Source organism: Actinoplanes sp. L3-i22 (assembly GCF_019704555.1).
GTDB lineage: Bacteria > Actinomycetota > Actinomycetes > Mycobacteriales > Micromonosporaceae > Actinoplanes.
In genome coordinates, this window is the sequence record NZ_AP024745.1 from 3,979,914 (window position 1) to 3,986,786 (window position 6,873).

Here is a 6,873-nt window from a genome sequence, read left to right on the forward strand (position 1 = left end):
TGCTCAGGGCTGCTTCGGCGCGCGCGAAGCGCTCTCAGTGCCAGCCGGGCTGAATGAGCTGGTGTTCAGGGCTGTTTCGGCGTGGTTGAGGCGCCACTGACGACCAGCCGGGGCAGTCAGCTCGGTTTGGGGAGCGGGACGACCAGCGGGGTGCCGGTGGCGGGGTCCGGGACGACCATCGCGGACAGGCCGAAGACCTCGGCGAGCAGGTCGACGGTGAAGACCTCGGCGGGCGGGCCCTGGGCGACGATCCGGCCGGCGTGCATCGCGATCACGTGCTCGGCGTAGCGGGCGGCCAGGTTCAGGTCGTGCAGGACCATCACGATCGTCCGGTCGCGCTCGCGGTGCAGGCGCCCGACCAGGTCCAGCACGTCGATCTGGTGGGCCAGGTCCAGGAACGTCGTCGGTTCGTCGAGCAGCAGCACGTCGGTGCCCTGGGCCAGGGCCATCGAGATCCAGGCGCGCTGACGCTGGCCGCCGGAGAGCGCCTCGACCGGGCGGTCCGCGAAGTCGCGCATGTCGGTCCAGGCGAGCGCCTCGGTGACGATCTCCTGGTCGGCCGGGGACCACTGCCGGAACCAGGTCTGGTGCGGGTGCCGGCCGCGCATCACCAGGTCGGCGACGGTGAGCCCGTCCGGCGCCACCGGGGACTGGGGGAGCATGCCGACGATCCGGGCCACCTCGCGGGTGGGCACCCGGTCGATCCGCCGGCCGTCGAGCAGGACCTCGCCGGCGAACGGCTTGAGCAGCCGGCCGAGCGCACGCAGCAGGGTCGACTTGCCGCAGCCGTTCGGGCCGACGACGGCGGTCACCGCGCGATCCGGGATGTCCAGGTCGAGGCCGTCCACCACGATGTCGTCGCCGTAGCCGAGCCGCAGCCCGCGCGCCTGCAGCCGGCTCGTGCGGGTGACGGTGCGCAAGCCGGTCATGTCGTCCTCCGATTGGTGCGGATCAACAGCCAGAGCAGGTAGGGCGCGCCGACGATCGCGGTGACCAGGCCGACCGGCAGTTCGCGCGACGGCAGGACGGTGCGGGCCACCAGGTCGGCCGCGGAGACGAGCAGGGCGCCGAGGATCGCGGAGACGACCAGGGGCGGGCGGGAGCCGCCGCACAGGCGCAGCGCGATCTGCGGGACGACGAACGCGACGAACTCGATCGGCCCGGCGGCGGCGACCGCTGCGGCGGCCAGCGCGACGGCGGTGAGCACCACTGCCAACTGCGCCAACTGCAGACGTACGCCGAGGGACCGCGCCACGTCGTCGCCGAACTGCAGCGCCTGCAACGTGAAGGCGGTGGCGACCGCCAGCGGCAGCAGCACTGTGAGCGCGAGGGCGAGCGGCCGGACCTGCACCCAGTCGGCGCCGGCGACCGAGCCGTTGAGCCACACGGTGGCCCGGGCGGCGTCGACGATCTCGGCGCGGATCAGGAACCAGGAGACGCCGCCGCTGACCACCTCGCCGACGCCGATGCCGATCAGTACCAGGCGGTAGCCGTCCACGCCGCGCCGCCAGGCCAGCAGGTACACGGCGGCGGCCGTGACCAGGCCGCCGGCCAGCGCGGCCAGCGGCACCCCGGTGGCCGCGGATCCGCCGAGCACGATCAGCGCGACCGCGCCGAGCGAGGCGCCGTTGGTGACGCCGAGCACGTCCGGGCTGGCGAGCGGGTTGCGGGCGAACGTCTGGGTCAGCGCGCCGGAGACGGCCAGGGCCGCGCCGACCATCAGCGCCACCAGGATGCGCGGCAGCCGCAGGTCGAGGATCACCAGTTGCTGCGCCGCGGTGCCCCCGCCGAGCAGGGTGCCGACCACGTCGCCGGGCGCGATCGTGAAGCTGCCGTGCCCGATGCTGACCACCGTGACCGCGATCGTGGCGGCGATCCCGGCCAGCCCGACGGCCACGCCGCGCGGCGACAGGGTCCCGCCGAAGCGCCCGGCGCTGAGCACTCTGCGCCCGGCCGGCCGCACCGGGGTGGTCGGGGTAAGAAGGGTCACAGCTTGACCGTCCCGGCTCGGCGGCGGACCAGGGCGATGAAGAACGGCGCGCCGACCGCGGCCAGCACGATGCCGGTCTGCAGTTCGGCGGGTCGCAGCACGACCCGGCCGACGGTGTCCGCGGCCAGCAGCAGGACCGCGCCGGTCAGCGCCGAGCAGGGGATCAGCCAGCGATGATCGGGACCGGTCATCGAGCGGGCCACGTGCGGCACGATCAGGCCCAGGAAGATGATCGGCCCGCAGGCCGCGGTCGCCGCCCCGGCCAGCAGCACGATCGCGGTCACGCCGATCACCCGGGCCGACAGGATCCGCTGGCCGAGGGCCCGGGCGACGTCGTCGCCGAGGCCGAGCGCGTTCAGCGCGGGCGCGTTGACCAGCGCGAGCACCAGCCCGGCCAGGATGAACGGCGCGACCTGGGCGGCCACCCGGGCGTCCCGGCCGGAGAGCGAGCCGACCACCCAGAACCGGAAGACGTTCAGGCTGGCGTCGTCGCTGAGCAGCAGGGCCTGGGTGAACGAGCTGAGCAGGGCGCTCATCGCGAGCCCGGCCAGTGCGAGGGTGACCGGGGTCGGCCCGCCGCGCCCGCCGGTCGCGACCGCGAAGACGGCGAGGCTGGCCAGCAGCGCGCCGGCGAACGCGAACCAGATGTAGCCGCTGAGCCCGCCGACGCCGAGCTGGATGCCGATCACCACGCAGAACGACGCGCCGGCCGAGATGCCGAGCAGGCCGGGGTCGGCGAGCGGGTTGCGGGTGTGGCCCTGCATCAGGGCGCCGGCCGCGCCGAGCGCGAGTCCGGCCAGGACGCCGAGGACGGTCCGGGGCAGCCGGAGTTCGCGGACGATCGCGGTGGCCTGGGCGGCCGGGTCCGGGTCGGTCAGGGCGTGCCAGATCTCGGCCGGGCTCAGGGTCTGCGCGCCGATCGACAGGCTCAGCACGACCGCCATCGCGACCGCCGCGACCAGGCCGATCAGCGTCCGGCCAGGACGGTGCGCGACCGGTGCCGGGCGGCCGGCCCGGAGAGTGGTCACCATCTATTTTCCTTCTCGCCCATTGCCGAAATCCTATGGAAGGTTAGCCTTACCGAAACAAGGACCCCGTATTGCCTCCGTAGCGGAGCGTCGCTTAGCTTAGCCTCACCTAACTTCGCGATCGAGAGGTCCCACATGTCCTTCCCCATCCCCGTTTCCCGCCGCACCTTCGCGGCCGGACTCGCTGTCGCGGCCGGGCTCGCCCTGCTCAGCGGCTGCGGCGGCGACGACGGTGACGACGCGGCGGCGCCGGCCTCCTCGACCGCCGCGGCCGCGAGCTTCCCGGTCACGCTGACGCACAAGCTGGGCACGGCCGAGGTCAAGGCCGCCCCGCAGCGGGTCGTCGCGCTGTCCGACGCCGACCTGGACGCGCTGCTGCTGCTCGGCGTGCAGCCGGTCGGCGTGGCCGAGTCCTCCGGCGAGGGTGGCGTCACCGACTGGGCCCGGCCGCTGCTGACCGGCAAGCCGACCGTGCTGACCGCGGGCGACACCGGCTTCGACGTGGAGAAGATCGCCGCGCTGGCGCCGGACCTGATCCTGGCCGGCGGCGACTACTACATCGCCGACGAGTACGCCAAGCTCAGCAAGCTCGCCCCGACCACCGCGTACGAGACCACCGGCGCGTTCGAGGACCCGTGGCAGACCACGCTGCGCCAGGTCGGCAAGGCGGTCGGCCAGGGCGCGAAGGCCGAGCAGGTGGTCACCGACGTCGAGGCCAAGGTGGCCAAGGCCAAGACCGATCACCCGGAGCTGACCGGTAGGGAGTTCACCCTCAGCCAGATGTGGGAGGCCGGCTCGATCGGCGTGCTGCGCTCCGACAAGGACGCCGGCGTGAAGATGCTCAACGACTTCGGGATGAAGCTGGCGCCGGCGGTGGCCGCGCTCAAGGGCGACGAGTTCGCCGTGCAGCTGAGCCTGGAGAAGGTCAGCGTGCTGGACTCGAACGTGACGCTGGTCTACTACGCCGACCCGGCGCTGCAGCCCGGCCTGGAGGGCAACAGCCTGTTCAAGGGCCTGGCCTCGGTCCAGCGTGGCTCGTACAAGGCGCTGACCGGTACGCAGTTCTCGGCGCTGCGCTCGCCGACGGCGCTGTCGGTGCAGTACCTCATCGACAACGTCCTGCCGGTGATCTCGGACGCGGCCAAGAAGGCCGCCTGAGTGTCGGCCCGCGAGGTGACCGACGGTCTCGCCGCGGCGGTTGTCGCGGCGGGGCCGCCGCCCCTGCCGGTGCTCGCGGCGCCCTGGTCGATCCGGGTGCTGGAGGCCAAGGGGGACGATCCGGAGCTGGTCAGCCGCTGGATGAACGAGCCGCACGTGGAGCTGTTCTGGGAGCAGGCGTGGCCGCCGCAGCGCTGGGCGGACGCGATCGCCGGGCAGCTGGCCGGGGAGTGCTCCCGGCCGTGCCTGGTGTCCTACCGGGACGAGCCGCTGGCGTACGTGGAGATCTACCGCACACCCCGGGACGTCGTCGGCCTGCGCTACGACGCGGATCCGTACGACCTGGGTATCCATCTCGCGATCGGCGACCGCGGCCGGACCGGGCGGGGCCTGGGCCGGGCGATGGTCCGGGCGGTCGCGGACGGGCTGGCCATCGCGGACCCGCGGGTGCGCCGGGTGCTGGCCGATCCGGACGAGCGGCACGCGATGGCGCGCCACATGTTCGCCGGCGCCGGATTCCGGCTGCTGGGCGTTCGTGATCTTGGTCATAAACGCGCTGCCCTCTATTTCTATGAGATTTCAGGAAATGACCCCGAGCGCGCCTTTACCGACTCGTGGGAATAAGGTAAGCCTTACCTAACTAACTAATCGGACCACTACCGAAGGACCCCCGCAGATGACCGCACCCCTGAGCCTCGAACGTCTGCGCAGCGACGTCGCCGAGGTGCTGGCCGAGGAGCCGGGCAGTTTCGCCGACGACGAGAACCTGATCGATCTCGGTCTCGACTCGATCCGGTTGATGAGCCTCGCCACCCGCTGGCGGGAAGCCGGATACCAGGCCGGATACCTCGACCTGGCCAAGGAGCCGACGGTCACCGCGTGGTGGAACCTGCTGGAGGGGAAGCGTTGAGCCCGATCATCGAAAGCGCCGACGTCGTCGTCATCGGCGGCGGCCCGGGTGGGTCCACCACCGCCACGCTGCTCGCCAAGCGCGGGCACCGGGTCGTGCTGCTGGAGAAGGAGACCTTCCCCCGCTACCAGATCGGCGAGTCGCTGCTGCCGTCCACGGTGCACGGCATCGGCCGGATCCTGGGCGTGACCGAGGAGCTGGAGAAGGCGTCCTTCATGGTCAAGCGGGGCGGCAGCTTCCGCTGGGGCACCAACCCGGTGCCGTGGAACTTCCTGTTCGCGGTGGCCCCCGAGCTGTCCGGCCCGACCTCGTACGCCTACCAGGTCGAGCGGATGAAGTTCGACGACATCCTGCTGCGCAACGCGGCGAAGAACGGCGTCGACGTACGGGAGAACAGCCCGGTCACCGAGGTCGTCAGCGACGACGAGCGGGTCCGCGGGGTGCGCTACACCGGCCCGGACGGCGTCGAGCACGAGATCCGCGCGACGTTCGTGGTGGACGCCTCCGGCAACCGCAGCCGGGTCCACCAGAACGTCGGCGGCGAGCGGCTCTACTCCGACTTCTTCCAGAACATCGCGCTGTTCGGCTACTTCGAGGGCGGCAAGCGGCTGCCCGCGCCGGACAGCGGCAACATCCTCTGCGCCGCCTTCGACGAGGGCTGGATGTGGTACATCCCGCTCTCCGACACGCTGACCAGCGTCGGCGCGGTGATCAGCCGGGAGCACGCGGCCAAGCTGCAGGGCGACCAGGAGCAGGCGCTGCTCGGCTTCGTCGACCGCTGCGAGATCGTCAAGGGCTTCCTGTCCGAGGCGACCCGGGTCACCGAGGGCACCTACGGCGAGATCCGCACCCGCAAGGACTACTCGTACACCAACTCGACGTTCCACCGGCCCGGCATGGTGCTGGTCGGCGACGCGGCCTGCTTCATCGACCCGGTCTTCTCCACCGGCGTGCACCTGGCCACCTACGCCGGTCTGCTCGCCGCCCGGTCGATCAACAGCGTGCTGGCCGGCGACGTCACCGAGGAGCGCGCGTTCGGCGAGTTCGAGGGCCGCTACCGCCGCGAGTACCGGGTCTTCTACGAGTTCCTCTCGGCGTTCTACGACATGCAGAGCAACGAGGAGTCGTACTTCTGGAAGGCCCGCAAGGTCACCAACTTCAACGCCACCGACCTGGAGGCGTTCGTCAGCCTGGTCGGCGGCGTGCACTCCGGTGAGCAGGCCTTCACCAACGCCGACCAGCTGGTCGGCGACTTCCGGGAGTCGTCCGGCGCGCTCGCCGACGCGGTCGAGCGCACCGGAAGCATGGAGACCGAGACCGGCGACAAGATGCACCACCTCTTCGGTACGCCGGTGGTCCAGGAAGTGATGACCGAGATGAACAACGTGCAGGTGCGCGGCGTGCTCGGGGAAGCCGCGCGGGAGCTGCCGCTGCTGGCCGACGGCCTGGTCCCGTCCGCCGACGGCCTGGCCTGGAGGGAGACCGCGTGACGACCAACCCGTTCGAGGACGAGGACGGCCGGTACCTGGTGCTGGTCAACGACGAGCGCCAGCACTCGCTCTGGCCGGCGTTCGCCGACGTGCCGGCCGGCTGGACGGTCGCGTTCGGCGAGGACAGCCGGGCCGCCTGCTTCGATTACGTCGAGAAGAACTGGACCGACATGCGGCCCGCGTCGCTCGTCGCCCAGATGGACGCCGCAGCCGGCTGATCGCCGCCGCTCCACCCGTGGACCGCCGCGCCTTGCCGGGCGCGGCGGTCACCACCCTGCACAAGTACGGAGTACGCCA

Annotated in this window: 8 protein-coding genes; 5 read left to right on the top strand and 3 right to left on the bottom strand. The window is 71.8% G+C overall.

The features are described 5' to 3' along the window. Positions 1-116 precede the first annotated feature (116 nt). The 3 genes from L3i22_RS17580 to L3i22_RS17590 are packed head-to-tail and all read right to left on the bottom strand — an operon-like array spanning position 117 to position 3,021. Positions 117-929, bottom strand: coding sequence for an ABC transporter ATP-binding protein (locus tag L3i22_RS17580; protein ID WP_221328046.1), 813 nt, complete (start codon positions 927-929; stop codon positions 117-119). Next, positions 926-1,990 (bottom strand): iron chelate uptake ABC transporter family permease subunit, encoded by a 1,065-nt coding sequence (locus tag L3i22_RS17585; RefSeq protein ID WP_255658338.1) that lies wholly within the window; start codon positions 1,988-1,990, stop codon positions 926-928. The genes L3i22_RS17580 and L3i22_RS17585 overlap by 4 nt, the downstream gene beginning before the upstream one ends. Further along, entirely contained in the window at positions 1,987-3,021 is a 1,035-nt protein-coding gene (locus L3i22_RS17590; protein ID WP_221328047.1) for an iron ABC transporter permease, read from the bottom strand. Before L3i22_RS17590 ends, L3i22_RS17585 begins: the two co-directional genes overlap by 4 nt. Positions 3,022-3,153: 132 nt before the next feature. On the opposite strand from L3i22_RS17590, the gene L3i22_RS17595 reads away from it, so the two are divergent. Genes L3i22_RS17595 through L3i22_RS17615 form a run of 5 tightly spaced genes read left to right on the top strand, consistent with a single transcriptional unit; the run spans position 3,154 to position 6,794 of the window. Next, positions 3,154-4,176 carry an ABC transporter substrate-binding protein gene (locus tag L3i22_RS17595; protein ID WP_221328048.1) on the top strand — a complete coding sequence of 341 codons (1,023 nt, stop codon included), beginning with the start codon at positions 3,154-3,156 and terminating at the stop codon, positions 4,174-4,176. After that, entirely contained in the window at positions 4,177-4,800 is a 624-nt protein-coding gene (locus L3i22_RS17600) for a GNAT family N-acetyltransferase (protein WP_221328049.1), read from the top strand. A 52-nt stretch (positions 4,801-4,852) separates the two neighbouring features. Beyond that, positions 4,853-5,086 (top strand): phosphopantetheine-binding protein, encoded by a 234-nt coding sequence (locus L3i22_RS17605; RefSeq protein ID WP_221328050.1) that lies wholly within the window; start codon positions 4,853-4,855, stop codon positions 5,084-5,086. Further along, positions 5,083-6,576, top strand: a complete 1,494-nt coding sequence (locus L3i22_RS17610) for an FAD-dependent oxidoreductase (protein WP_255658339.1) — start codon at positions 5,083-5,085, stop codon at positions 6,574-6,576. Before L3i22_RS17605 ends, L3i22_RS17610 begins: the two co-directional genes overlap by 4 nt. Beyond that, a complete protein-coding gene (locus L3i22_RS17615; RefSeq protein WP_221328051.1) occupies positions 6,573-6,794 on the top strand; it encodes an MbtH family protein in 222 nt (73 codons plus the stop codon). The genes L3i22_RS17610 and L3i22_RS17615 overlap by 4 nt, the downstream gene beginning before the upstream one ends. Positions 6,795-6,873 lie beyond the last annotated feature (79 nt).

Coding starts and splice junctions, on each gene's coding strand:
- L3i22_RS17580 (WP_221328046.1), bottom strand. CDS start 929: ATGACCGGCTTGCGCACCGTCACCCGCACGAGCCGGCTGCAGGCGCGC.
- L3i22_RS17590 (WP_221328047.1), bottom strand. CDS start 3,021: ATGGTGACCACTCTCCGGGCCGGCCGCCCGGCACCGGTCGCGCACCGT.
- L3i22_RS17595 (WP_221328048.1), top strand. CDS start 3,154: ATGTCCTTCCCCATCCCCGTTTCCCGCCGCACCTTCGCGGCCGGACTC.
- L3i22_RS17605 (WP_221328050.1), top strand. CDS start 4,853: ATGACCGCACCCCTGAGCCTCGAACGTCTGCGCAGCGACGTCGCCGAG.